This is a genomic window from Kribbella sp. NBC_00482, from assembly GCF_036013725.1.
Lineage (GTDB): Bacteria > Actinomycetota > Actinomycetes > Propionibacteriales > Kribbellaceae > Kribbella.
Window position 1 is genome coordinate 4638610 of the sequence record NZ_CP107881.1, and the last position, 23691, is coordinate 4662300.

General features: G+C 68.4%; 21 protein-coding genes. 10 read left to right on the plus strand and 11 right to left on the minus strand.

Annotated elements, in window-relative coordinates:
* Window positions 1-2: 2 nt before the first annotated feature.
* Together OHB24_RS22815 and OHB24_RS22820 are read right to left on the minus strand one after the other, a co-directional pair.
* Window positions 3-668, minus strand: a complete 666-nt coding sequence (locus tag OHB24_RS22815) for a fasciclin domain-containing protein (RefSeq protein ID WP_327632834.1) — start codon at window positions 666-668, stop codon at window positions 3-5.
* Window positions 669-736: 68 nt separating this feature from the next.
* Entirely contained in the window at window positions 737-2251 is a 1515-nt protein-coding gene (locus OHB24_RS22820) for a molybdopterin-dependent oxidoreductase (protein WP_327632835.1), read from the minus strand.
* A 50-nt stretch (window positions 2252-2301) separates the two neighbouring features.
* On the opposite strand from OHB24_RS22820, the gene aroQ reads away from it, so the two are divergent.
* Window positions 2302-2802 (plus strand): gamma subclass chorismate mutase AroQ, encoded by a 501-nt coding sequence (gene aroQ, locus OHB24_RS22825; protein ID WP_327632836.1) that lies wholly within the window; start codon window positions 2302-2304, stop codon window positions 2800-2802.
* Between the two features lie 45 nt (window positions 2803-2847).
* On the opposite strand, the gene OHB24_RS22830 is transcribed toward aroQ, so the two are convergent.
* From OHB24_RS22830 to OHB24_RS22845, 4 genes are all read right to left on the minus strand, one after another.
* The gene (locus OHB24_RS22830; RefSeq protein WP_327632837.1) at window positions 2848-3846 is read right to left on the minus strand and encodes a hydroxyacid dehydrogenase; all 999 of its coding nucleotides are present in this window, start codon (window positions 3844-3846) and stop codon (window positions 2848-2850) included.
* Window positions 3847-3855: 9 nt separating this feature from the next.
* Window positions 3856-5046: an MFS transporter gene (locus tag OHB24_RS22835; RefSeq protein WP_327632838.1), complete on the minus strand. Its 1191-nt coding sequence runs from the start codon at window positions 5044-5046 to the stop codon at window positions 3856-3858.
* Window positions 5043-6251, minus strand: coding sequence for an MFS transporter (locus OHB24_RS22840; RefSeq protein ID WP_327632839.1), 1209 nt, complete (start codon window positions 6249-6251; stop codon window positions 5043-5045). The genes OHB24_RS22835 and OHB24_RS22840 overlap by 4 nt, the downstream gene beginning before the upstream one ends.
* Before the next feature lie 93 nt (window positions 6252-6344).
* Entirely contained in the window at window positions 6345-8138 is a 1794-nt protein-coding gene (locus OHB24_RS22845) for a sigma-54-dependent Fis family transcriptional regulator (RefSeq protein ID WP_327632840.1), read from the minus strand.
* A gap of 144 nt (window positions 8139-8282) precedes the next feature.
* Here OHB24_RS22845 and OHB24_RS22850 point away from each other — a divergent pair, with 144 nt between their 5' ends.
* From OHB24_RS22850 to groL, 9 genes are all read left to right on the plus strand, one after another.
* Window positions 8283-8516 (plus strand): hypothetical protein, encoded by a 234-nt coding sequence (locus OHB24_RS22850; protein WP_130381678.1) that lies wholly within the window; start codon window positions 8283-8285, stop codon window positions 8514-8516.
* 85 nt (window positions 8517-8601) lie between these two features.
* Window positions 8602-10254 carry a hypothetical protein gene (locus OHB24_RS22855; protein WP_327632841.1) on the plus strand — a complete coding sequence of 551 codons (1653 nt, stop codon included), beginning with the start codon at window positions 8602-8604 and terminating at the stop codon, window positions 10252-10254.
* On the plus strand, window positions 10178-11320 hold the full coding sequence (locus OHB24_RS22860; protein WP_327632842.1) for an NADH:ubiquinone reductase (Na(+)-transporting) subunit F: 1143 nt from the start codon (window positions 10178-10180) through the stop codon (window positions 11318-11320). Before OHB24_RS22855 ends, OHB24_RS22860 begins: the two co-directional genes overlap by 77 nt.
* The gene (locus tag OHB24_RS22865) at window positions 11317-12504 is read left to right on the plus strand and encodes a hypothetical protein (RefSeq protein WP_327632843.1); all 1188 of its coding nucleotides are present in this window, start codon (window positions 11317-11319) and stop codon (window positions 12502-12504) included. The genes OHB24_RS22860 and OHB24_RS22865 overlap by 4 nt, the downstream gene beginning before the upstream one ends.
* Entirely contained in the window at window positions 12501-12875 is a 375-nt protein-coding gene (gene mimD, locus OHB24_RS22870) for a propane 2-monooxygenase effector subunit MimD (RefSeq protein ID WP_327632844.1), read from the plus strand. The genes OHB24_RS22865 and mimD overlap by 4 nt, the downstream gene beginning before the upstream one ends.
* A 16-nt stretch (window positions 12876-12891) precedes the next feature.
* Window positions 12892-13935 (plus strand): amidohydrolase family protein, encoded by a 1044-nt coding sequence (locus tag OHB24_RS22875; RefSeq protein WP_327632845.1) that lies wholly within the window; start codon window positions 12892-12894, stop codon window positions 13933-13935.
* On the plus strand, window positions 13935-14648 hold the full coding sequence (locus tag OHB24_RS22880) for an iron-sulfur cluster assembly protein (RefSeq protein ID WP_327632846.1): 714 nt from the start codon (window positions 13935-13937) through the stop codon (window positions 14646-14648). Before OHB24_RS22875 ends, OHB24_RS22880 begins: the two co-directional genes overlap by 1 nt.
* Window positions 14645-15670: an NAD(P)-dependent alcohol dehydrogenase gene (locus OHB24_RS22885; RefSeq protein ID WP_327632847.1), complete on the plus strand. Its 1026-nt coding sequence runs from the start codon at window positions 14645-14647 to the stop codon at window positions 15668-15670. Before OHB24_RS22880 ends, OHB24_RS22885 begins: the two co-directional genes overlap by 4 nt.
* Before the next feature lie 18 nt (window positions 15671-15688).
* Window positions 15689-17383 (plus strand): chaperonin GroEL, encoded by a 1695-nt coding sequence (groL, locus tag OHB24_RS22890; protein ID WP_327641092.1) that lies wholly within the window; start codon window positions 15689-15691, stop codon window positions 17381-17383.
* Between the two features lie 11 nt (window positions 17384-17394).
* Here the strand turns inward: groL and OHB24_RS22895 are convergent, their stop codons facing one another.
* The 5 genes from OHB24_RS22895 to phnA are packed head-to-tail and all read right to left on the minus strand — an operon-like array spanning window position 17395 to window position 23594.
* On the minus strand, window positions 17395-18288 hold the full coding sequence (locus OHB24_RS22895; protein ID WP_327632848.1) for a LysR family transcriptional regulator: 894 nt from the start codon (window positions 18286-18288) through the stop codon (window positions 17395-17397).
* A gap of 45 nt (window positions 18289-18333) precedes the next feature.
* On the minus strand, window positions 18334-19797 hold the full coding sequence (locus tag OHB24_RS22900) for an aldehyde dehydrogenase family protein (RefSeq protein WP_327632849.1): 1464 nt from the start codon (window positions 19795-19797) through the stop codon (window positions 18334-18336).
* Entirely contained in the window at window positions 19794-20870 is a 1077-nt protein-coding gene (locus OHB24_RS22905) for a zinc-binding dehydrogenase (RefSeq protein ID WP_327632850.1), read from the minus strand. Before OHB24_RS22905 ends, OHB24_RS22900 begins: the two co-directional genes overlap by 4 nt.
* A 22-nt stretch (window positions 20871-20892) precedes the next feature.
* Window positions 20893-22191 (minus strand): MFS transporter, encoded by a 1299-nt coding sequence (locus OHB24_RS22910; RefSeq protein WP_327632851.1) that lies wholly within the window; start codon window positions 22189-22191, stop codon window positions 20893-20895.
* Window positions 22192-22238: 47 nt separating this feature from the next.
* Entirely contained in the window at window positions 22239-23594 is a 1356-nt protein-coding gene (gene phnA, locus OHB24_RS22915; protein WP_327632852.1) for a phosphonoacetate hydrolase, read from the minus strand.
* Window positions 23595-23691: the final 97 nt, after the last annotated feature.

Consider the following 23691-nt stretch of genomic DNA (forward strand, 5'->3'; position numbering starts at 1 on the left):
GGTCAGCTTGCCGGGGGCATCAGAACGGAGTCGATGAGGTACACCGTAGCGTTCGCGGTCTTCACGCCGCCGCAGATCACGTTGGCGTTGTTCACCTTCAGGCTGTCGCCGGAGCCAGTCACAGTGACGGCCTGCTTCTCCACGGTCGTCTGCTGGCCGACCACCGCCGACGGGTCGAGCTGGCCGGGTACGACGTGGTAGGTGAGGATCTTGGTGAGCAGCGCGTCGTTCGTCTTCAGCGTGTTCACGGTCGCGGCGGGGATCTTCGCGAACGCGGTGTCGACCGGCGCGAAGACGGTGAACTCGCCGCCGTTCAGCGTGGAGACGAGGTCGACCTTCGGGTTGAGCTTGCCGGAGACCGCCGCGACGAGCGTCTTCAGCAGCGGGTTGCCCGACGCGGCGGTGGCCAGCGGCGCGGCCGCCATACCGTCGATCGAGCCGGCGCCCGAGGGGTTGGCCTTCGCGTAGTCGGCGCAGCCCGGTCCGACCAGTCCACCGGCCGCCTCGCTCATCGACGGCGTGGTGCTCGTGGCCGGTGCGCTGCTGCTCGTGCTGGTCGTCGTACCGCCGGAGGAGCTGTTGTCGTCGCCACCCCCACAAGCGGATGCGGTCATTGCGAGGGCCAGCGCGCTGAGAGCGATACCGGCGCGGGTGAGGTGCTTGGACATGACTTGGTCCCTTTCCTGGGGGAGGCTGCTGATGGAAGTACTTCGGAACAGGTCGCGGGCCGGATGGGTCACTCGACCATCACGACCGTGTTGTGCAGGCCACTCGAGCCGTTCGGGCGCGGCGGTGCCTGGCGATCGGTCTGCAGTTCGCCGGTCGTGTCGGTCGCGCGGACCGTGAGTTTGTGGGTGCCGGGCGTGGCGTCCCAGCGGAAGGTCCACTGCCGCCAGGTGTCCGGCCCGTCGACGGGCGCCAGCCGCGCCGGTTGCCACGGGCCGTTGTCGACCTTGACCTCGACCTTGCTGATGCCGCGACGCTGCGCCCACGCGACCCCGGCCGCGACCGCGGGTCCGGCCTTGACGGTCGCGAAGCCCTTCGGTACGTCGATCCGCGAGGACGTCTTGATCGGCGCCTCGACGGACCAGCCCCGGTCGGTCCAGTACGCGCTGAACTCGCTGAACTTGGTGACCTCGAAGTCGACGATCCACTTGGTCGCCGACACGTATCCGTACAGGCCCGGAACGACCATCCGCACCGGGAAGCCGTGCTCGAACGGCAGCGGTTCACCGTTCATCGCGAGCGCGAGGATCGCGTCCCGTCCGTCGGTCAGCGCGGCGAGCGGGGTGCCGATGGTGAGCCCGTCGACGCTGGTCGACTTCACCGCGTCGGCCCCTTGCTGTACGCCGACCTCGCGCAGGAGCTCCGCGATCGATACGCCGATCCAGCGGGCGTTGCCGGTGTACGGACCGCCGACCTCGTTGGACACGCAGGTCAGGGTGATGTCGCGTTCGATCAGCCGTCGTTCGAGCAACTGGTCGAACGAGAGCCGGAGCTCTTTGTCGACAAGTCCGTGGATCCGCAACTCCCAGTCCCGCGGGTCGATCCGCGGCACCTGGAGCAGCGTGTCCACGCGGTAGAACTTGGCGTTCGGCGTCGTGAACGGGCTGATCCCGGGTACGTCGAGACTCGCCTGCATCGCTCCCGCGGCGTCGGTCGGCCGAGGTACCCGAACCCGCGCCCGCAACTCCTGCCCCGACCCACCCGCAAACCGCGCAGCACCACCTGCCCCGGCCCCCACCACAGCCAACGCCGAAACCGTGAGCAAGAACCTCCGCCGATCAAACCCCTCCGGCTGCTCGGCATCGCCCCGCTCTCGACTCGGACCTCGGATGACCAGGTGCATCGCCAGTACGGCGACCACCAGGGTGACTGTTGCCGGAAGCAACCGATCGAGCGTGGTTCCGGCCGTCGACCGGCTGACGATCGCGAACACCAACCCCACCAGCCCGAGCCCACCCGCGATCGCCACAGCCGTCCGCCGGTGCCCGCGCGCGCCGATCCATCCGGCGACCGCCGCAACGATCGCTAGCGTCGCGCAGATGCCGACGCGGAGCAGCGGACGGTCCGCGGTACCGAGGGTCCGGACGGCCCAGTCCTTGACCGGCCCCGGGGACCAGTCGATGACCTGTACGCCGACCGCGTCGACCGGCCACGGTCCGCCGGTCAGATCAGCGACGAGATAGCCCACCGCGAGCGCCGTACCGGCTGCGACCACACCACCCAAGGCCCCGAGTGTCTTGTGCATGACAGGTCTTCGGCGCCGGCGGGGCTCCGGATGGTTCGAGATGTTTGAAAGTGAACGTGCGTGCACCGATCGCGGCGCCGACGCTGGAGGCGCTGACCGAGTTGGTCATCCAGCGGATCGTGGTCGGTGACGACGTCGCGGCCTCGAAGTACTTCAGTGGCAAGCCGGTCGACGACCCCGTCCGCGAGCAGCAGATCATCGACTCGGTCCGTGCGTCCGCCGTACAGCCCGACATCGACCCGGATTCCACCGAGGCGTTCTTCCGCGCCCAGATCGAGGCCAGCAAGGTCGTCCAGCGCGGCCTGCTCGCCTACTGGGCCGCTCACCCCGACAAGGCCCCGACCAGCGGGCCCGACCTCAACGTCATCCGCGAGAAGCTGGACGCCCTCACCACCCAACTACTCGCCGAACTGGTCCGCGTCGACAACCTCCGCGGAACCGGCCTCCGCTGCGAAATCTCCCTCGCAATCGCCAACGCAACCGGCGCCGCCCACCACCTCAACCCCCTCCACCGCCGAGCCCTCCGAACCGCCTCAACCGCAACCTGCTAATCACCCCACCCGGTCAACCCCCGAACTGCACATCACGCGAGGGGGCTAGGCCATCTGGTGTAGGGCGGTCTGTGTCAGTTCGTGCTGGAGAGGGCGGCCGGTTGCGTGGCGTTCGATTTCGGTGACCGTGATTTCGCCCATGCCGAAGTAGCACTCGACGGTGGCGGCGGCTTGGTGTGGGGTGAGGAGGACGTTCGGGAGTGCGCGGAACGGGTCGTCGGGTGGGAGTGGCTCCTCGTCGAATACGTCCAGGGCGGCGTCGATCCGGCCGGTGCGGAGTTCGTCGAGCAGCGCGGCGGTGTCGACCAACCACGAGCGGGCTGTGTTGACGAGGGAGGCGCCGTCGGGCATCAGGGCGAGTTCGCGGGCGCCAATCAGGTGGTGGGTCTCGGGGAGCGTTGGCGCGTGCAGGGCGACGACCCGGCTGGTCCGGAGCAGGTCGTCGAGCGAGGTACGCCGTACGCCGAGTTCGACCGCGCGTTCGTCCGTGAGGTATGGGTCATAGACGACAACCTCGGCGGCCCGGAGCGCGACGAGCATCCGGATGTACTCGACGCCGGTCCGCGACGCACCCACGACACCGATCCGCGACGCCGTCAGCCCGTGCTGCGGAGGTACGGCGTCCCGCCAGGCCCCATCGCGCATCGCGTGATCGAACCGCTGAATGCGATGCAGCAGGCTCAACGTGAACGCGAGCGACACCTCGGCCACCGGTTCCGCCATCGCCTGCCCCGCCTGCGTGATCCGCAGCCCGCGCCGGAACACCTCGTCGGTGACGAAGTGCTTCACCGACGACGCACTGTGCGCGACCAGCCGCAACCGGTCCGCGTGCTCCAGCACTGCCGCGGTCAGCGGCGTCGCACCCCACGACGTGATCAGTACGTCGGTGCCGGGCAACGCGGCCGTCAACGCCTGCGCATCTCCTGGATCATCCAGTACGAAGACGTCCCCGAGCGCCTCGAGCCGCGCCGTACTCTCCGGCGCGAACACCATCTCCCGGTACGCCGGCGTCGCAGCCAACACCATCCGCAGCTTTTCGGCCATGACCGAATTCTAGGGTCTGGAGACGATCAGATGCAGCACCAGTGTGGCCCCGAGGACGACGGCGGCGAGGCCGAGGAGGCCCGAAGGCGCAGTCCCGGCCGCCAGGGCGATGCCGCCGGCGGCGCTGCCGAGCGCGGCACCGAGCGAGATCGCGCTGCCGTTGAGGGCCATCACGATCGCGGCGGACTCCGGGGCGAGGCCTCCGAGCCGGACCTGCTGCGGTACGGCCGCGCCGCCGTTGCCGGCGCCCTGGAGGAAGAACCAGCTCACACCGACCACTGCGAGCACGGTGGCAGAGGTGAGCATCAGGCCGCCCATGCCGAGTGCCGAGTTCAGTAGCAGGACGACCAGAACGACGGTCAGTACGCGCGGTGCCGGGAAGCGGTCCGCCAGCCGGCCCGTGATCGCGTTGCCCAGCGCACTGGCGACGCCGTACCCGAACATGATCGCGATGATCATCCAGCCGGCCGGAAAGGACGGGCCGAGGATCAGGACGGCGTACGTGAAGCAGGTGAAACTGCCGGTGAGGATGCCGGTCGTGACGAGCAGGGAGCCGAGCAGTCGCGGCCGGCCGAGCGGGCGAAGCTGGTCGGTCAGCCGGCCGGACGGAAGTTGTCGGCGGGGGAGTCCGCGCAGGATGCCGGCGAGGGCGATCGTGCCCATCACGGCGACCAGGATCATCGGGTAGCGCCAGCTGGACTGCCCGATCACCAGGCCGACCGGTACGCCGAGCGCCGTCGCGGTCAGCAGGCCGCCGAGCACGAACGACAACGCCTTCCCGCGGTGCCGGACCGGCGTCACGGCGATCACGTATCCGCTGACGGCTGCGTTCAGCAGGCATCCTCCGAGCGCCGCCAGCACCCGGCCGGCGAACGCGATCGGGTACGTCGTCGCGAGCCCGACGACCAGGTTGCCGAGCACGAAGACGGCCAGCGCCGTGGCGATCGTCGTACGGCGCTCCCATCGCGAGGTCACCGTGCCGAGCACCGGCCCGGCGAAGGCCGCGGTCAGCGCGAACGCGGACATCAACTGGCCCGCGGCCGCCACGCCGACGTGCAGGTCGGCGGCGATGGCGGGCAGCAACCCGGTCAGCACGTACCCGTCGATGCCCATCGAGAAGGTGGCCACCGCGAGCCAGATCAGCGGCCGGTACGAGAACTCCTGGTCCGAGACGGTCTCAGCGGCGCATGTGTCCGTCACCTGGCAGCGGCTCTTGAAGCACGAGCAACCAGCAGGTGTAGTCCGACGGTGATCGTCAGGACGACGGCTGAGACGCCAAGGAGCCCGTTTGCCGCGACGCCTGCAGTCAGGGCGACGCCGCCGAGGCCGCTGCCGAGGGCCGAGCCGAGCGAGATCGCGCTGCCGTTCAGCGCCATCACGATCGCCGCCGAGTCCGGTGCCATCGACGCCAGTCGCGCCTGCTGCGGAACAGCTCCGCCGCCGTTGCCGACACCGGCCGAGAAGAACCAGACCAACCCCCACACGGCCGCCACCACAGCGGGGGCGAACATCAGCGCGATCATGCCGAGTACGGCGTTCAGCAGCAGCCCGACCAGCACCACGGTCAGCACCTTGAGCGCGGTGAACTTGTCGACCAGGCGTCCCGTCACCGCATTGCCGGCCATGCTCGAGACGCCGTACCCGAACATGATCAGGATCATCGCCCACTCGGCGTGGAAGTGCGGTCCGAGGATCAGCGTCGCGTACGTGAAGCACGCGTAGCTGCTGCACAGGATGCCCGTCGTGACGAGCAGCCCAGCGACCAGTCGGGGCTGGCCGAGCGGGCGGAGGCGTTCGACGAGGGTGCCGCCGGGCAGATGCAGCTGCGGAAGCCGGAGCAGGATGCCGATCAACGCGATCGTGCCGACCACGGCGACCAGGATCATCGGGAACCGCCACGAAGACTGCCCGATCACCAGGCCGACAGGTACGCCGAGCGCCGTCGCGGTCATCCAGCCGCCGAGCACGAACGACAACGCCTTGCCGTGGTGCTCGGACGGGGTCAGCGCGAGGACATATCCGGTGACGGCGGCGTTCAGCAGGCTGCCGCCGAGCGCCGCGATCACGCGGCCGCTCATCGCGACCGGGTAGTTGGTCGCGATCGCGACGACCACGTTGCCGAGCACGAACACACCCAGTGACAGGACGATCGTCGTACGGCGTTCCCACCGTGACGTCAGCGTGCCGAGCACGGGACCGGCCAGCGCGGCGGTCAACGCGAACACGGACATCAGCTGACCCGCGGCCGCCGGGGTCACCTTCAGGTCGCCGGCGATCTGCGGCAGCAGTCCGGCCAGCACGTAGCCGTCGATGCCCATCGAGAACGTCGCGACCGCAAGCCAGATGAACGGGCGGTACGAGAAGCCCCGGCCCTCCGCCGCATCGGCGGGTCGCGTTTCCGTCACACAGCTATCTCACCGCGAGCGGAGGCCTCACGGCAAGGGCAAATTGATCACTTGTGCCAGAAGTGACGATTTCAGGTGCAGCTCCGATCACATTTACGGAGACTGAATTCCATAGTCGTGGATCTTCCGGTAGATGGTCGCGCGCGACATGCCGAGCGACTTGGCCGCGCGGCCCTTGTGCCCGCCGTTGGCGAGCAGGCTGTGCACGATGGCGTCGCGCTCGAGCGCCTCCAGTTGGCTGAGGCTGCGCCGGCTGACCGCCCGGGTGCGGGCGGGCAGGTCCCCCGGCGTGATGACACCGGCCCGGCGACGCCGTACGACGACCTGCTTGAGGACCTGGCACAACTCGGCCGTGTTCCCGGGCCACGACGAGCGCAGCAGTTGCTGCATGGTGTCGGGTGCACACGTGAGGTCACCGTGGCTCAGCTGGTTGAGGAAGTGCGGAACCAGTTCGCGCACGTCCTCGACGTGGTGCCGCAGCGGCGGCACCTCGACGGTCAGCGGGAACAGCGTCAGCAACTCGCCGAGGTCCGGGGTGTCGCCGTTCTCGCAGGTGAGGGTGAGGGCGATCCAGGGCGGTGCGGACGGCCGGCGCTCGAGCACGCCGTACAGCGCCTCGACGAGGCTGTCGAGACCGTCCGCGTCCAGGCGCTCGGCGTGCCGGATCACCAGAGCCTGCACGGAGTCGTCGGCCAGCTCCGCATCGAGCTCGGCCGCGAAACCGTCACCCGTCCGGGCAGCGTCGACGATGTGGAACGCGCCGGCCGGACTGTTCTGATGGTGCGCGGCACGTGCCAGCGCGACCTTGCCGACGCCGCGTTCGCCGCTGAGCACGACCCACTGCCTGGCCCGGCAGGCGTTGTCGACCTCGCGGCTGCTGCCGAGCCACGAAGCGCTCCGGCCGACCAGTCCGGGCAGGACCGGACGCGGCGGCGGTCGATGACCGGACGCCTGCGAGCGCAGGTCCACTCCGGCGGAATGCGGGCTGATCTGGAGGATCCCGGCCCCGGTGCGCCCACCGATCGGGCGGCCGGTGATCCGGACCCAGGCACCGGTCGGCAACTCGGCCAGGATCGTCTCGGTGCCGCCGTGACCGAGGATCTCCGCCGCGTGCCCAAGGACCGCGCGCTGGTCGCCGGCGTCGAGCGACTGCCTGGCCTTGGCGTTCATCAGCAGCAGGTCGTCGTCGATCGCGATGACCATGTCACCCAGCCGGCGGGACGTCTGCATGTACGCCTCCAGCAGGGAGAGCTCCCGCGTCGAGCTGTCGCGGAGCAGCGCCGTACGGATGCTCTCGGCCGTGCTCTTGGCGAGCGCCATCAGCAGCGACCCGGCGTCCTTGCGCCAGCAGGTGAGGTCGATGGCGCCGATCGTCTTGCCGTTCAACGGGTGCTTGATCGGTACGCCGGCGCACGCGAGGTCCTCCAGGTCCTCGGCGTAGTGCTCGTGGCCGAAGACGTGCATCGGTCCGCCGACGTCCAGCGCGGTCCCGATCCCGTTGGTCCCGGCGAACTCTTCGGCGTAGCTGAAGCCCGGGGCGAGGTAGACCTTGTCGAGGTGCCGCGCGAGTTCGGTGTCCGCGGTCAGGCGTTGCAGCACCAGGCCGGAGCGGTCGGTGAGGATGACGCTGATCGGCTGTCCGTCGAGGTTCTCGTGGAGTTTGCGCAGTACCGGCCCCGCGCTGCGGGTCAGCGGGACGTCCTTGTCCGGGTCCGCGACGTACGGCAAGGCGATCTTGTCCGCGGGCAGGTTCCAGTGCCGCGACCGGACCCAGGACGCGAGGATCGGCGGCCGGACGTCCTGCGGCGCGACCGGATCCAGGGTGAGAAAGTTCAGCCGGGCCGTCGCGGCCCGCCGGTTGTCGATCGAGGGTGCGAGCTCGTCCACCGGGGCCTCCTGACGCCAGGTGGAAGCAGTGCGGATCCGCGGCCCCACCCGGTCCTCTTCGAGCGTAGTACACGCAGCCGCAACTGCTGTCTCAGATTGAGACAACCGCCCGCGCGCCCAGGGTCCGGCTGGAGAACCTGGAGCATGGAGAACGAGGAGTCGTACAACCCGTGGACCGTGGTCCACCTGGTCTTCGAGCACCTCGCGGACGCCGGTCTGCACCCGGTCCTCGGCGCGACCGGGCACCCCGGCGAGCCGGCCGCCGAACTGTTGCGCTGCCTCGGTATCCGGCCGGATCCGCAGGGTGACCAACGGATCGCGCAACAGACCCAGGAGACGCTGGCGGAGCTCCGGGAACGAATGCTCGGCGCGCCCTGACCCCCTTCTCAATTTGAGACCTTCAGCACACGCCCTCCCACGTGTACTGCAGATGACAGCCGGTCACATGAGCGGGAGGAGTGCCATGAGTCGCCAGAGTGTGGCGAAGGCCCACCAGAAGATCCAGGAGTTGTCCTGGGAACCGGCGTACCACGAGCCGGTCTCCCAGTACGGCACCGACTACACGTTCCGCAAGGCGCAGAAGAAGGACCCGCTCAAGCAGGTCCTGCGGTCGTACTTCCCGATGCAGGAAGAGAAGGACCACCGGGTGTACGGCGCCTCCGACGGCGCGATCCGCGGCAACATGTTCCGCCAGGTGCAGGAGCGCTGGCTGGAGTGGCAGAAGTTGTTCCTGAGCATCATCCCGCTGCCGGAGATCTCCGCCGCGCGGGCGATGCCGCTGCTGTTCCGGACCGTCCCGAACCCCGAGCTGCACAACGGGCAGGCAATCCAGATGATCGACGAGGTCAGGCACTCGACGATCCAGCAGAACCTCAAACGCCTGTACATGAACAACTACATCGACCCGGCGGGCTTCAACTCGAGCCTGCGGAACTTCCAGAGCGACTACTGCGGCACCATCGGCCGCCAGTTCGCCGAGGGGTTCATCACCGGTGACGCGATCACGGCGGCCAGCATCTACCTGACCATCGTGGCGGAGACCGCGTTCACCAACACGCTGTTCGTCGCGATGCCGGCCGAGGCCGCGGCCAACGGCGACTACCTGCTGCCGACGGTCTTCCACTCGGTGCAGTCCGACGAGTCCCGGCACATCAGCAACGGCTACGCCACCTTGCTGATGGCGCTCGCCGACGAGGACAACCACCAGCTGCTGGCCCGCGACCTGCGGTACGCGTGGTGGAACAACCACCGTGTCGTCGACGCCGCCATCGGCACGTTCATCGAGTACGGCACCAAGGACCGCCGCAAGGACCGTGAGTCGTACGCCGAGATGTGGCGTCGCTGGATCTACGACGACTACTACCGCAGCTACCTGGTACCGCTGGAGAAGTACGGTCTCGAGATCCCGCACGACCTGATCGAGGAGTCCTGGAACCAGATCTGGAACAAGGGCTACGTGCACGAGGTCGCGCAGTTCTTCGCCACCGGCTGGCTCGCCAACTACTGGCGGATCGACCCGATGACGGACAAGGACTTCGAGTGGTTCGAGTACAAGTACCCGGGCTGGTACGACAAGTACGGCGCCTGGTGGGAGAACTACAACCGCCTCTCGCGGCCGAACGGGCACAAGCCGATCGTGTTCGAGGACGTGGACTACGAGTACCCGCACCGTTGCTGGACGTGCATGGTGCCGTGCCTGGTCCGTGAGGACATGGTGATGGCGAAGGTCGACGGCCAGTGGCGGACGTACTGCCACGAGATGTGCAAGTGGACCGACGAGACCGCGTTCCGGCCGACGTACCAGGGCCGGCAGACGCCGAACATGGGCAAGCTGATCGGCCACCGCGAGTGGGAGACGCTGTACCACGGCTGGAACTGGGCCGACGTGGTGTCGGACATGGGCTTCGTCCGCGACGACGGCAAGACGATGGTCGCGCAGCCGCATCTGGATCTGAACCCGGACAAGATGTGGACGCTGGACCACCTGCGCAAGTGCCCGCCGCTGGCGAGCCCGAACGTGCTGCTCAACGAGATGACCGATGACGAGCGCACCGCGTTCGCCGCCCGCTACGTCAAGGGAGGCCCCGCCGGCCGCCCCGCACCTGCCGACGCCTGATCCGATGGGCGGCAAGCACGTCGTGCGGTTCGAGCCCGTCGGCATCGAGATCGAGGTCGACGAGGAACAGACGATCCTGCGTGCCGCGGCCGAGCAGGGCGTGATGCTCATGCACGGCTGCAAGGAGGGACAGTGCGCGTCCTGCAAGTCGTTCGTCCTCGACGGTGAGGACATCGACCTGGACCGCTACTCCACCTTCGCGCTGCCGGAGTACGAGCTGGACGAGGGCTACACCCTGCTCTGCCGGGCGCACGCGTTCGAGGACCTCACGATCGAGCTGCTCAACTACGACGAGGAGATGATCCGTTCGGGGCTGCCGATCCAGGAGCGCACCGCCGAGGTCGTGGCGATCACCCCGGTGACCCACGACCTGCGGCACCTGGTGCTGAAGCTCTCCGGCCCCGGCGAACTGAAGTTCTTTCCCGGGCAGTACGTCGACCTCCAGGTGCCGGGCTGGGATGCCAGCCGCTCGTTCTCGATGGCCAATACGTCGAGCCGGGAGAGCGGACAACTGGAGTTCGTCATCAAGGTCTACCCAGGCGGCCTGTTCTCGGAGTTCCTCGACACCGAACTGCAGGTCGGCCACCAACTGGAGCTGAGCGGGCCCTTCGGGGTGTTCACCCTCCGGGACAACCCGGGCGCCCGGCTGGTCTTCGTCGGTGGTGGCGCCGGACTGGCGCCGATCCTGTCGTTGCTGCGGTCGATGGCCGACCGCAGCATCGACCGGCCGGCGGTCTTCTACTACGGCGCCCGTACCCGGGCCGACCTGTGTTTCGAAGACGAGCTCCATGAGCTGGAGGAACGCTTACCGCAGTTCCGGTTCGTACCAGCCCTGTCGGAAGACGAGTGGGACGGCGAGAGCGGACTGATCACCGATGTGGTCCGCCGGCTCGAACCGGATCTCACCGGCGCAGATGCCTACGTGTGCGGTCCGCCGCCGATGGTCGAGGCGGCCCTCCCGCTGCTCGAACGTCTCGGTGTCGCGACGAAGCACATCTACTACGACAAGTTCACCACGACCGGCGACGCCGGTGACTCGAAGGTGCTGGAGGCAGGAAACCTATGACCACCACACAGGACTCACCTAAGTTCGAACGCAGTGTTCCCAAGCCGGTCTTCACCGACGCCGAGGCCGGCGCCCGGGAGTTCCCGGACTCGACACTGCGCCACTACAACTACTACAAGCCGCAGAAGCGCAAGCAGAGCCACTACGAGGACGTCACGGTCGACGTACAGCCGGATCCGCGGCACTACCTCAGCCAGGGCTGGCTGTACGGCTTCTCCGACGGTCGCGGCGGCTACCCGCTGGACTGGACGGCGCTGAAGGCGTGGGGCTCCGACCAGCCCAGCCCACAGCGCGGACCGGGCAGCGGCGGGCTGTTCGTGAAGGAGTGGCCGGCCACCGGCTGGCACGAGTTCCGGGACCCGAACGAGGAGTGGGAGCTCACCCTCTACCGCTACAACTCGAACGTCGTCCGCCAGGTCACCCAGAACGTCGAGGCGGCCAAGCAGTCCAAGGCCTTCGAGCAGTGGAACACGAACTGGGTCCGGTTCGTCGAGCAGCACATCGGCGCCTGGATGCACGTCGACCACGGTCTCGGTCTGTACCTGTACGCGAACGCCAACCGGCGCGCGCCGACGAACATGCACAACAACGCGATCTCGGTGAACAGCATGCACCGGATCCGCGCCGCGCAGGACCTCGCGCTCTACAACCTCACACTCTCCGAGGAGATCGAGGGATTCGACGGCAGCGCGCACCTGCACACCTGGAACAACGACCCGGCCTGGCAGGGCGTCCGGGACGTCGCCGAGCAGCTGACGGGGATCGACGACTGGTGCGAGGCGATCTTCGCCGCGAACGTCGTCTTCGAACCGCTCGTCGGCGAGCTGTTCCGCAGCCAGCTGGTCCAGCAGGCATCCCCGCGCAACGGGGACTTCGTCACCCCGACGGTCGTCGGCGCGGCGGAGTACGACTTCGCCGAACGCGACCTGCGCTACACCACGGCGATGTTCGAGCTGCTCACGAACGACAAGGAGTTCGCGGACCACAACAAGGCGATCCTGACCGGCTGGATGGGTTCCTGGACCGCCAAGGCACTCGCCGCGGCCCGGACGCTGCAGCCGCTGTGGTCGCAGCCGGACGCGAAGCCGCCGCGGTTCGAGGACGGCCTCGACCGCGTCAAGAACCGGTTCAGCGGCATCGTCACCGCGCTGGGCCTCGAGGCACCGAAGGAGTTGGCACAGTGACCACGCTCAGGGCAGTCGTCGAGAGCCCGTTCAAGTCGGACAGCACCGCGTCCAACAAGGCCGGTGTCACCCTGATGAACAACCAGGTCGGCGCGATCGTGGCCGAGGTGATGACCGGGCTGGACAACGTCACCGTGACGCACCTGCCGTCGATGATCCGGGTCGACGCGATCGGCCGGATGGACTTCGTGTACGACGACATCTCCGAGGCGCTCGGCGAGGAGCCGGGGTTCTTCGACCAGGCCGAGTTCGAGGAGAACATGTCCACCCACTACGGGCGGATGGTGCACCTGGACGACCGGACCATCATGTTCGCCAACCCCGAGGACGCCGCCGAGTACATCGGCTTCGACCTGACCGCATCCAGCTGACCAAGGGGGTCTCTTCGTGTACGAGAAGAACGGTGAGAAGTACTTCGTGGTCGACAGCCACATGCACATGTGGAAGGCCGGCCCGGACAACTGGGTGAAGGGCGCGGAGCAGTACGCGAAGGGCTGGATCGAGTGCTTCCACGCGTACCAGAGCCTCGCCCCGAAGGAGACCCACTGGACCATCGAGAAGTTCATGAGCTACACCGAGGACGACCTGATGAAGGACGTCTTCGAGGACGGCTACGTGGACGTCGCGGTGTTCCAGCCGACGTACCTGAAGGAGTGGTACACCGAGGGTTTCAACACGACCGAGCAGAACGCCAATCTGGGCGAGAAGCATCCGGGGATGTTCGTCCTGAACACCCGGTTCGACCCGCGCGACGGTGACGCCGGGCTGGTGGAGCTGGCGGCGAACGTCGACCGGTACGGTTCGCGCGGTGTGAAGCTCTACACCGCTGAGTGGAACGCCGGCTCGCGTGGGTACAAGCTCACCGACCCGGCGGCCTACACCTACCTGGCGAAGGCCCAGGAGCTCGGGATCAAGAACATCCACGTCCACAAGGGCCCCACGATCTGGCCGCTGGACAAGGACGCGTTCGACGTCGCCGACGTGGACCACGCCGCGACCGACTTCCCGGAGCTCAACTTCATCGTCGAGCACGTCGGGCTGCCGCGGATCGAGGACTTCTGCTTCATGGCGACGCAGGAACCGAACGTGTACGCCGGTCTGTCGGTCGTCATCGGCGGTCTGATGCACGCCCGGCCGCAGTTCTTCGCCAAGGTGATGGGCGAGCTGTTGTTCTGGGTCGGCGAGGACAAGATGACGTTCGGCAGCGACTACGGCATCTGGGAGCCGAAGTGGCAGATCGAGGGCTTCGTGGACTGGGAGTTCCCCGACCAGCCGGAGTTCGCGGACTACCCGCGGCTCGGGGTGGAGGGGAAGAAGAAGATCCTCGGGCTGAACGCCGCCAAGTTGTACGACATCAAGGTGCCGGACGAACTGCAACTGAAGGAGGAGACACCGGCCGCACAGGACGACTCCAAGCTGGTCGCGTCGTAATGACAGCGGTCATTGCCGAGCGGGACCGGGTTCTGGACGCACTGGGTGCGGTCCGGGACCCGGAGCTGGACGAGCCGATCACGACGCTGGGTTTCGTGTCCACCTGCGTCGTGTCGGCCGCCGGCGACGTGGTCGTCCGGCTGCGGCTGCCGACGTACTTCTGTGCGCCGAACTTCGCCTTCCTGATGGTCGCCGACGCGTACGACGTGGTCTCCGCGCTGCCCGCCGTACGCTCGGTCGACGTCGCGCTGGAAGACCACTTCGCGGCCGCGCAGATCAACGCCGGCGTGGCGCTGCGGGCCGGGTTCGTGGCGTCGTTCGACGGTGAGGCGACGGCCGAGCTGGACGAGTTGCGCCGTACCTTCGTCGCCAAGGCGGTGCTGGCCGGGACCGATCAGGTCTGCCGGCCGCTCGTTGCGTCAGGCATCGATCCGGCCGGCGTCGCCCGGCTGACGATCGCCGACGTACCGCCGTCCCCCGAGCTCGATCGGCTGCTGCGGCGCCGGGCCGAGCTCGGGCTGCCGGTGGGTCCGGACGCGCCGCTGCTCGTCGATGTCGGCACGGGGGCGGCGATCGCCGGTGACGCGGCGGCACGGCACCTCGGGCTGGCCCGGCTGACCCGGACCGGGATCGAGGCCAACACCGGGATCTGCACGGGAATGCTGAGGCACCGGTACGCCGAGTCCGGTGCGGGCGAGGAGGAACAGGGATGAAGGCCGTTCGACTGCACGGGTACCACCAGCAACCAGTGGTCGACGACGTACCGGAACCGGTCGTCAAAGGCCCGTTGGACGTCGTCGTCAAGATCGGCGGCGCCGGAGTGTGCCGTACCGACCTGCACATCATCGAGGGCCAGTGGGACGCGGCGATGCACCCGTCGTTGCCCTACACGATCGGCCACGAGAACGCCGGCTGGGTCCACGAGATCGGTTCCGCCGTGACCAACGTCCAGGTCGGGGACACGGTCATCCTGCACCCGACACCGACCTGCGGGCTCTGCCAGGCCTGCCGGGCCGGCAACGACATGCATTGCTCCAACAGTTCGTTCCCGGGGCTGGACAGCGATGGGGGGATGGCGGAGTACCTCCTCACGTCCGCCCGGGCCTGCGTGAAGCTGGATCCGAGCACCCGGCCGCAGGACGTCGCGGCGCTGGCCGATGCCGGCATCACGGCGTACCACGCGGTCCGCAAGGCGATCCCGCTGCTGCCACCCGGTACGACGGCCGTGGTGATCGGCGCGGGTGGTCTCGGGCACATCGGCGTCCAGTGCCTGTCCGCCCTGACGGCGGCCAGGATCGTCGTCGTCGACCGCAACCCCGAGGCGCTGAAGCTGGCCGAGCAGCTCGGCGCGGACGTCACAGTGGTTGCTGACGGCAAGCAGGTTGAGACCGTGCTCGAGCTCACCGACGGCAGTGGCGCGCACGTCGTACTGGACTTCGTCGCCGAGCAGGGCGCCGAGCAGGACGGGTTCGCGATGACGGCGCCAGGCGGTTCGTACTTCGTGATCGGGTACGGCGGCCAGGTGCAGATCCCGACCCTGGACATCATCTCCACCGAACGGAACATCGTCGGCAACATCGTCGGCACGTTCAACGAGCTGGCCGAGCTGATGGCGCTCGCGCAGGCCGGGAAAGTCACGCTGCACACCCGGACGTACCCGCTCGACGCGGCCGCCGACGCGGTCGCCGATCTCGACGCCGGCCGCGTCCGCGGCCGCGCGATCCTCGTTCCGTAAGACCATTTCCGGAGGGAACTGATGGCTAAGGAACTCAGGTTCGGAGAAGAGGCGCGCGACCTGCTGCTGTCGGGTGTCGACCAGCTCGCGGACGCCGTGAAATCGACGCTCGGGCCCAAGGGCCGCAACGTGATCCTGGAGAAGATCACCGGCTCGCCGGTCGTCACCAACGACGGCGTGACGATCGCCCGGGAGATCTTCCTCAAGAACCAGTTCGAGAACATGGGCGCGCAACTGGTGAAGGAAGCCGCGATCAAGACCAACGACATCGTCGGCGACGGCACCACCACCGCGACCGTGATCGCGCAGGCGATCATCCGCGAAGGCATGGCCGCGATCGGCACCGGTGGGAATCCCGTGCTGGTGAAGCGGGGGATCGACCTGGCCGTCGGCAAGCTGGTGGAGCGGCTGCGTGAGGTCGCCCATCCGGTCGCCACCGAGCTGGACTTCGCCCGGGTCGCGGCGATCTCGGCCAATGACGACGACCTGGTCGGCGCCGCGATCGCGAAGGCGCTGTTCACGATCGGCGACGGCGGGATCGTCACGGTGGAGGAGTCCGCCGTCCACGGCATGGGGGTCGACTTCGTCGAGGGATTCGAGTTCGACAACGGCTACCTGTCGCCGTACATGGTGACGGACCCGGGCAGCCTGCAGGCCAACCTCGACGACCCGTACATCCTGTTGTGCAGCGAGAAGATCACCAAGGTGCAGGAGATCATGCCGCTGCTGGACAAGATCATGCGCGAGCCGCGGCCGCTGGTGATCATCGCCGAGAGCCTCGAAGGTACGGCGCTCAGCATGCTGGTGCACAACCACGTCAACGGGCTGTTCCAGTGCGTGGCCGTGAGAGCGCCGGGGTTCGGCGACCGGCGGTTGCACAAGCTGGAGGACATCGCGGCGATCACCGGCGGCGCGGTCTACAGCCGGCACTCGGGCTTCAGCCTCGAGACGATGACCGTCGCCCAGCTGGGCCGCGCGGATCAGGTCCGGGTGAACGCGGACCGTACGGCGATCGTCGCGTCTCCCGGGCGCGAGCAGGAGGTCGCGTTCCGGATCGCGCAGTTGCGTGCCGAGCTGGAGCGCGCGACCTTCGGCGTCGACGAGGACGTGCTCACCGAACGGATCGGTTCGCTGTCCGGCAAGGTCGCGGTGATCAGGGTCGGCGCACCGACCCCGGCCGAGCTGAAGGAGCTGCAGCACCGGGTCGAGGACGCGCTGTCGGCGACCCGCGCCGCGATGGCCGAGGGCATCGTCGCGGGCGGTGGGATGGCGCTGCTCCATGCCGCACCGGCGCTCGACGCCTTGGAGGTGAAGGGCGACTACGCGACCGGTGTCGAGATCGTACGGCGGGCGTTGCGTGAGCCGGCGTACCTGATCGCGACGAACGCCGGCTACAACGGTGCGGAGGTGCTCGAGCGAACCGGTCAAATGGCCGTCGATGACGGCTTCGACGCACTCGAAGGCCGCTACGGCAACATGCTCGAGATGGGCATCATCGACCCGCTCCGGGTCGCCCGCTCGGCGTTGCAGAACGGTGCCTCGGTCGCCGGCCTGCTGCTCACCACCAACACCCTGATCGCCGAGGAACAAACCCCGTGGGGCGGCAGCGCGGCCCTGATGACCGAGTACGGCGCCCTCGACGAGGGCCTCCACCAGCCGTCCCCCGACCCCAGCACACCCCAATCCCTGGGCCTCGGCCCGTCGGTCGGTTAGCGCCTGGGATGTCAGCCGGGCCACTCCGCGGTGGCCCGGACCAGGGCGGTGAAGGCTTCTTCGGGTGGGGTGAGGATTCGGTCGGCTCGGCGGACGAGGGAGACTTCGCGCTGCGGCGGAGCCGGGCTGATGTCGAGGCACACCAGGAAGCCGACCTCGACCTCGCGGCGTACGACGTGTTCGGACAGGACCGCGAGGCCGAGGCCCTGCTGTACTGCCTCCTTGACCGTGTCCGAGCCCCACAGGTCCCAGGTGTCGACCTGGTCCAGCCCCCAGGCGCGCAGGGACTGCTCCTGCAATCGGCGGGTCGCCGATCCCGGCTCGCGTAGCAGGAAGCGGCTCGTCGCGATGTCGGCCGCGGTGATCCGGCGGTCCTTCAACGGGCAACCAGCCGGTGCCACCAGGACCATGTCCTCGGTCAGCACCGGTTCGCTACGGAGCGCCTCGGCCGTCGGGGTCGCCGCGCACAGGCCGAGGCCGACGTCGCCGCCCAGCAGCCACGACTCGACCGTGTCCTCGTTCCCGACCCGGATCTGGCAGGACACCTTGGGCGCGCGGATCGTGAACTCACTGATCAGCCGCGGCAGCAGATAGGTGCCCAACGTCGTCGTCCCAGCGACCACGAGCTGGCCGGTGTCGAGCCCGCGGTACCCGGCGGTCGCGTGCTCGAGCCGGTCCAGCTGGGCCAGAACCTCCCGCGCATGCTCCACGACGACCGCGCCGGCCGGGGTCGGCTGCGCGCCGTGCGGCCCCCGCTGGACCAGGCTCACGCCCAGACTCCGCTCCAGCTGGCGGATGTGGTTCGAGACGGCCGGCTGGCTCATGTAGAGGGACTTCGCCGCCGCGGAGAAGCTGCCTTCGTCGACGACGCGAACCAGGATCTCCAGCTGCGTGAGACTGAACATCGGCCGCCTTTCCTGCGAGAACGCGGCCATCGTCGCACGGAGAGGTCAGTACCTGATACAGGCCGACCGGAGGTCGGTGTAGAAGTTCCAGACGTCCGGCGAGCATTCCGGCGCGCCGAGCTGGGAGGCCTTGGCGCCCATGTGCGGCAGGTGCGAGTACGCGCCCACGCCGGGGCGGTTCACGTGCAGCATGCCCGCCTGGAAGTCCTGCAGCGCCTGGAACATCAGCGCCGGGTTCTGGGTGAAGATCGTGCCGGACATCCCGTACTTCACGGAGTTGCTGATCCGCATCGCGTCGTCGTACCCGTCGCAGTTGATGACGCACAGGACCGGCCCGAAGACCTCCTCCTGGGCGAGTTCGGAGTTCCAGGCGACGTCGTCGAGCAGCGTCGGCTTGACGAAGTACCCCGGCGTGTCGAGCTCCGCGGCCGCGCCGCCGGCCAGCACTTCGGCGCCGTCGGCAACGGCCTGCTCGATCGCCTGGAGACAGGCCTGGTGGCGCTCGTCGTTGACGACCGGGCCGATGTCGGCGTCCGCCTGGTCTCCCGGACCGATCTTCATGGCGCGGACGCGCGGCGCCAGCCGGGCCATCAGCTCGTCGTGTACGGCGCGGTCGACGATGATCCGGCTGGTGGCCGAACACCGTTGACCCGACTGGCCGTACGCGCCGTGGACGATGGCGTCGCAGGCCGCCTCGAGGTCGGCGTCGGCCAGCACAATGAGCGCGTTCTTGCCGCCGAGCTCGAGCTGGGTCCGCATCAGGCGGCCGGCGCCGGCCCGGTTGATGGCCTGGCCAATGGGCAGCGATCCGGTGAAGGAGATGCCGGCCACCCGCTCGTCGTCGACGAGCGCCTCGCCGGCCTCGCGGTCGCCCTGCACCAGATTGAGTACGCCGGCCGGCGCGCCCGCGTCGTGGAACGCCTGGACGAGCAGGGCTGCCGTCAGTGGCGTCAGCGGGGACGGCTTGAGGACCGCCGTACAGCCGGACAGGAGCGCCGGAGCGACCTTCCAGATCGGGATGGTGAGCGGGAAGTTCCAGGGAGTGATGAGGCCGACGACGCCGATCGGGCGCCGGAATGTCAGTACGACGGTGCGCGGCTCCTCGGCGGCGGTCGTCTCGCCGTTCATCCGGCGCGCTTCACCGATGTGGAACTCGAGAATCGCCAGCCCACGCGTCACCTCGCCGCGCGCCTCGCCGAGGCGTTTGCCCTGCTCACGGGTGATCGCCGCGGCGAAGTCCTCGATCCGGTCCTCGATCAGCCGGGCCGCCTTGGTCAGCACCTTGGCCCGCTCGATCGGCCCGATCGCGTCCCAGTCCGGCTGGGCGGCCTCAGCGGCGTCGACCGCCGCCGTGACATCGGCCGCGACGGACTCGCCGAACTCACCGATCACGTCGCCGGTGTCGGCGGGGTTGAGGTTCGGCCGGGTCTGCCCACCGCTGCTCGGCGTCCACGTCCCGTTGACGTAGTTGAGCAGGTGGTCCGCCTGGACCTTGAAGTCGAGGCTCACGAGGAGATCTCCTTGAAGTCGATGGCGATGCGCGGGGCACCTCCGGTACTGGCGATCTTCGTCGCCTGGACGATGTCGGCCAGCGCGTACGGCGCCGGGATCAGGTCGGCGAACAACTGCTGTGCGGGCGTGCGCTCGAGGAAGTCGATCGCCTCGACAAGGTCGTCGACCCGGTAGTTGTGGCTGCCGACAACGGTCGTGAGGTTCTTGACGAATCCGCTCGGTTCGAAGCTGATCTCGGGAGCGGGGGACACGGAGCCGACCAGGGCGATCCGGCCGCCGAGATCGACGACCTCGAAGGCGGATCGGACGGCGTGGCTGCTGCCGGACAGTTCGAAGATGACGTCCGCGCCGTACTCGCTCGTGGTGGCGGCGAGGTCCTGCGGCTCGACGACGGCGGTGGCGCCGAAGCGCGTCGCCAGTTCGCGGCGGGACGGGTCGACATCCGACGCGATCACGGTGGTGCAGCCACGGTCCCTGGCGTAGGCGACCGCGGTCAGCCCCAACATGCCGCACCCGAGCACCACGACGACATCGTCCGCGGTGAGCTTGGTACGGCGAGCCGCACAGGTGACTGTCGCCGTGGCGCAGTTGGCGGGTGTGGCGACGGCCGCGGGCAGGTGGCCCGGCACCTTCACCACTCCGGTGCCCGCCACGAGGTGAATGTGCGTCCCGAAGCCTCCGTTGAGCTTCCAGTGGTCGTCGATCGCCTCGTGGCCGTACTTGCGCACCGACAGGCACTTCTGAGGTATGCCGCGCAGGCACCGGCGGCAGGTGCCGCATGCCGTACCGATCGTCCAGGTGATGCGATCACCCTCGCCCACGGGCTGTCCGTCAGCCGCGGTCACGCCGCCGCCCGTGGCGACGATGTGGCCGATGGCCTCGTGCCCGAGGACGGTCGGCAGCGGAGTGGGGCGGTCTCCGTTGATCGTGTGCAGGTCGCTGCCGCAGATCGTGGCCAGCTCGGTGCGCACCAGGACCTCGCCCGGCCGCAGTACGGGCAACGGCAGCGTGTCGACGGAGAAGCCCGCGTCGACACCGGACCAGACCGCCGCGGTCGCGTTCACAGTCATGCTCGTGTCCTGTTCAGTCGTTTCAGCGGCGGATGGTTGACGCTACGGCGGCACTGGCCGTGCAGCTGATCGCCACGATCAGGAAGATCAGCCCGGCGTCCCCGCCGTTGTGATCCATGATGCGGCCGATGACGGGTTCGGCGGCGCCGGCGAACAAGTAGGCGAAGAAGTTGACGACGCCCACCGCCGTACCGGCCATCACCTTGCCGGCGAGATCCGGGCACAGCGCCCAGAACGACGACTGCGGGCCATAGACGAAGAAGCCGGCCAGGAACAGCAGGACGATGCCCAGGCCGACACCGGGATGCAGGGCCCAGATGCCGAGCGAGCTGAGCGCGCCGAGCACCATGAAGAGCATGATCGGGCGGTCGCGCCGCGAGCCGAACAGGCGGTCCGAGAGCTGACCGTTGACCAGGGCACCTACCGCCATGCCGACGGGCAGGGCCACGGTGATCCAGACCGCGTTGTCGGTCTTCTTCCAGGCGTCGCCGAGGAAGTACACCGGGACCCAGATCAGCAGGCCGTACCGGGCCGCGTTCTGGAAGCCGATCGCGATACCGGTGAGCCAGATCCTGGGGATCCCGAGCACGGCCTTGTAGCGCTCCGTCGAGCTCGGCGGCGTTCCGTCGCTGTCGTACGCGACGTCGTCGGCATCATGGGTGAACGAGCGCGGCGGTGTGATCCCGGCGCTCTTCGGGGTGTCCCGGGCGAGGACGAAGAAGGTGATCCCTCCGACGAGCATCAGCAGCACCGGAAGGCGGAACAGCCATTCCCAGTCCAGGCCGAACGTCGTGATCGTCAAGGTCGAGGTGACGTAGACAAGAACCGACGACGAACCGGCGGCCAACGTGTAGAAGCCGAAACTCTTGCCCCGTTCGTGGTGGCTCCACCAGTTGGAGATCACCCGGCCGCCGGCCGACCATCCCATGGCCTGGACGAAACCATTGGCCCCGAGCGCGACCGCCATACCCGCCGCCGAGGTCATGAAACTGGCGACGATGCACAAGGTCGTCGACAGGATCGCGCCGAGAGCCATGAGGCGGCGCCCGCCGAACTTGTCCGCGAGGTTGCCGTTGACCATCTGGCCGATCGCGTACGACCACAGGGCGATACCGCTGATCGTCCCGACGGTCGCCTTGGTCCAGCCGAGGTCTTTCTGGATGCCGGGGATCGCGAAACCGAAGGCCTGCCGGCCGGTGTAGAAGAACAGGTAGCAGAACATTGCCGCGAGCAACATTCGCCAGGCGAGGCGCCGGAAGGAGGCCTCGGAGACGGGTTCGGCCGAAAGGTTGCCGGTGCTGGGGTCAACTGTGCTGGACATCCTCGTCGCAGACCTCTCTCAGGGGTAACGCGCAGGACGGGGTCGGCTCACGACACAGGGGCGGCCGCGAGATCGTGCTCGGACGCGAGGGTCGTGGCGACCCAGAACGCGTCGTAGTTGTGGATGTACGCCGGCCGGCCCCAGGGCTCGTCGAGCTCTTCCGGCCGGGGTAGCACCCGGTTGATCAGAAACGGGATCTGCAGCTCGCCCAGTGCGCCGTGCGACCGCAGGGGAGCGTCGAGGCCGGTGAGGTCGTGCCAGGCGGCGTACCGGCCCAGGGCCGTGCCCTTCTCGGCGAGGACCACGATGTCGCCGATCCGGTCCGCGGGCAGAGAGAAAGTGTCGGCGGCCTCTTCTCGGTTGCACACGGTCTGTACGCCGTCGATCGCCCGGAGCGCCTCGATGGTCGAGTCGAGGTCCGCGCCCGCGGGCAGGTAGACGCTGGCGAACGAGCCCAGCGCACCGTGATGGACGGTGTACGGGTCGGTGATCGGCAGGATGACGCGCAGCTCGTCCGACCCCGGCTCGGCGCCGGTCGTGCCGAGAATCCGGCGTACCTCGTCCTCGACGAAGACGACGTTCGGCGTACCGGTGTCGTCGGTCTTCGCGCTCATGCCGTGGTCGGCGGTGAGGACCACGACCGCGCCGAGCGCTTCGAGTTGGGCGGCGTGCCGGTCGATCTCGGCGTACAGGTCGTTGGCCGCTTCGGTGCCGGGCGCGTGCTTGTGCTGGATGTAGTCGGTGAGCGACAGGTACATCAGGTCGGCGCCGCGGGTCTTCATGATCTCGACGCCGGCAGCCAGCGCGAAGATGGACAGGTCCGCCGAGTACACGCTGGGCAGCGGCCTGCCGACGAGCGCGAGCACGTCGTCGATGCCGTTCTCCTCGAGGTTGGCCTGGTCGGCCTTCTCGGCCGAGAAGCAGATCCCGCGCCGGCTCGGTTCGACGAACTCACCGGAGCCGTCGAGGCCGGGACCCGCCTCCACCACTCCCGCGCCGAGCAGCCGCCGCAGCTTGTCCTTGGCGGTGACGACGACGACATCGAGACCTGCCTCGTTGGCGGCCGCGAACAGCGTCGGCGCCCGCAGGAACGACTTGTCGTTCATGAGGACTTCCGCACCCGTTGAGGTGTCGAAGAGGTAGTTGCCACTGATGCCGTGGACCGACGGCGGCCGTCCGGTCGCGATCGACACGTTGTTGGGGTTGGTCAGCGCGGGCATCGCGCAGTGCGCCTCCCACGAGATTCCACGCCCGCTGTCGAGTACTCCGGCCAGCCACGGCATCCGGCCTGCTTTGACAGCCTCGAGGTGGTAGTCCGGCTCGCTGCCGTCGATGCAGATCACAACCACCGGCGCACCGTGCGTTGTGTAGGTCCGGTCGTTGACGCTGAAGGTGGTGGTCACGGAGTCTCCTGCGATCGGGTTCTCGGGATCGGTGTCACTGTCCAGCCCAGCAGGTCGCGCCGGGAACCCCGGTTCGGGCTATGGGGTGCATAGCCAG

Excerpts from the sequence above, each read along its gene's own strand:
- OHB24_RS22830 (WP_327632837.1), bottom strand. The coding sequence starts at position 3,846 with ATGGCCGAAAAGCTGCGGATGGTGTTGGCTGCGACGCCGGCGTACCGG.
- OHB24_RS22885 (WP_327632847.1), top strand. The coding sequence starts at position 14,645 with ATGAAGGCCGTTCGACTGCACGGGTACCACCAGCAACCAGTGGTCGAC.
- OHB24_RS22880 (WP_327632846.1), top strand. The coding sequence starts at position 13,935 with ATGACAGCGGTCATTGCCGAGCGGGACCGGGTTCTGGACGCACTGGGT.
- OHB24_RS22865 (WP_327632843.1), top strand. The coding sequence starts at position 11,317 with ATGACCACCACACAGGACTCACCTAAGTTCGAACGCAGTGTTCCCAAG.
- OHB24_RS22905 (WP_327632850.1), bottom strand. The coding sequence starts at position 20,870 with ATGACTGTGAACGCGACCGCGGCGGTCTGGTCCGGTGTCGACGCGGGC.
- OHB24_RS22850 (WP_130381678.1), top strand. The coding sequence starts at position 8,283 with ATGGAGAACGAGGAGTCGTACAACCCGTGGACCGTGGTCCACCTGGTC.
- OHB24_RS22895 (WP_327632848.1), bottom strand. The coding sequence starts at position 18,288 with ATGTTCAGTCTCACGCAGCTGGAGATCCTGGTTCGCGTCGTCGACGAA.
- OHB24_RS22860 (WP_327632842.1), top strand. The coding sequence starts at position 10,178 with ATGACGAGCGCACCGCGTTCGCCGCCCGCTACGTCAAGGGAGGCCCCG.
- OHB24_RS22820 (WP_327632835.1), bottom strand. The coding sequence starts at position 2,251 with ATGCACAAGACACTCGGGGCCTTGGGTGGTGTGGTCGCAGCCGGTACG.
- OHB24_RS22815 (WP_327632834.1), bottom strand. The coding sequence starts at position 668 with ATGTCCAAGCACCTCACCCGCGCCGGTATCGCTCTCAGCGCGCTGGCC.
- OHB24_RS22910 (WP_327632851.1), bottom strand. The coding sequence starts at position 22,191 with ATGTCCAGCACAGTTGACCCCAGCACCGGCAACCTTTCGGCCGAACCC.
- OHB24_RS22855 (WP_327632841.1), top strand. The coding sequence starts at position 8,602 with ATGAGTCGCCAGAGTGTGGCGAAGGCCCACCAGAAGATCCAGGAGTTG.